The organism is Nonomuraea sp. NPDC001684 (assembly GCF_053596515.1).
This window is the reverse complement of record NZ_JBSFGJ010000890.1, coordinates 1-1,202: the sequence shown is the minus strand read 5'-3', so window position 1 is coordinate 1,202 and position 1,202 is coordinate 1. Positions and strand designations below refer to the sequence as shown.

The 1,202-nt window shown below is 73.6% G+C and carries 2 protein-coding genes; both read left to right on the top strand.

The genetic code is table 11. The annotated features are described in order from the left end of the window. Positions 1-257 precede the first annotated feature (257 nt). Positions 258-851, top strand: coding sequence for a hypothetical protein (locus ACWCSD_RS52840; RefSeq protein WP_449927576.1), 594 nt, complete (start codon positions 258-260; stop codon positions 849-851). Next, positions 842-1,177: a hypothetical protein gene (locus ACWCSD_RS52835; RefSeq protein ID WP_449927573.1), complete on the top strand. Its 336-nt coding sequence runs from the start codon at positions 842-844 to the stop codon at positions 1,175-1,177. Before ACWCSD_RS52840 ends, ACWCSD_RS52835 begins: the two co-directional genes overlap by 10 nt. The last annotated feature ends 25 nt before the right edge of the window (positions 1,178-1,202 follow it).

Below are 1,202 nucleotides of genomic sequence, written 5' to 3'. Positions count from 1 at the left end.
CTCGGCGCTGGGCCTGGTGTCTCTGGGGGGTGGCACCAGACCCGGCGGCCGACTGGCGGGGTCGCGCGGAAGCGGGTCTTGGGCTGGCTCTCCCCTCCCCTCCGTGAGGGGCGCGGGCCAGGCCCGGGGCGAGACGAGGCGGCGTTCGACGGTGGGGGCCTGAACGCCGCCGCCCCTCGCCCTCAGGAGCCGGTGACCGCAGATGCGGAGGCCAGCCCAAGGCCGAACACCCCGCAGGAAGCGCACGAGGAGGAGCCGTGGACCTGGTCACGCCTGAGAAGGTCGCCATCCGGGCCGGCATCCCCACGCCGCTGGACGCCGACGTGCGCGCCGCGATCGAGGAAGCCCTTGACGACGCCCTGGCCGAAGCCGCCACCCACCTGGATCGATCCCCGATCCCGGAGGCGGTCACGCAGCACGGCGTCGTTCCGGACGGGCGCGGCGGATGGCTGCTCGACAACGAGCCCGTCATCGACATCACCTCCGTCACCCCAGAGACCGACCCGGGAACCGGGAACCTGACCGGCCGATACACGATCACCTACCGGGCCGGGCTCGACCCGGAGACGGACCGCCGGTACGGGCGCGTCCTGCGCCGCTTCCTGCTCTGGTCGGCCGTCGCCAACCCGATCGTGCGCCGCACCGCCCAGGCGAAGGGCGTACGCCTCATCGCGTCGGTGAACGTCGAGGGCCAGGGCGTCACCTACGAATCCGGGCAAGCCGCGGCAGGGACGGGGGTTGCGGGGGCTCCCCCGTCCCTTGCCGACCTGGACGCGTGGGTCAGCCACACCGTGTACCAGCGGCCAGGCCGCGGGCCTCACCCGATCGAGACGGGCGCCGCATGGCTGTGATCGGTGCCAACCTGGTGCTCGGCCTGCGCCGCCGCGCGGCCGGGGTGGACCCGCATGGGACTCCTGTGGCTGGTGTGCTGGGCGAGGCTGGTGAGTGGAGGCCGGGCCGCATCGTTGCCCGTCCCGAGGTGGACGGAGATGGGGAGACGGGGCCGGGCGTCTGGGTGCTCGCGGTCGACTCGTCGTGGTGGCCGTTCGCTGCCGCCGACGTGGTGGTCGAGCACGGCACGGGCCGCGCGTGGACGGTGGTGAAGGCGAAACTGCTGCACAGCGACTTCGACTCGGCCGTGGATTACGTCCGGGTGGAGGCGTCGCCCGCAGGGTGAGACGAGGAGGGGCCCGCCGTGGCGG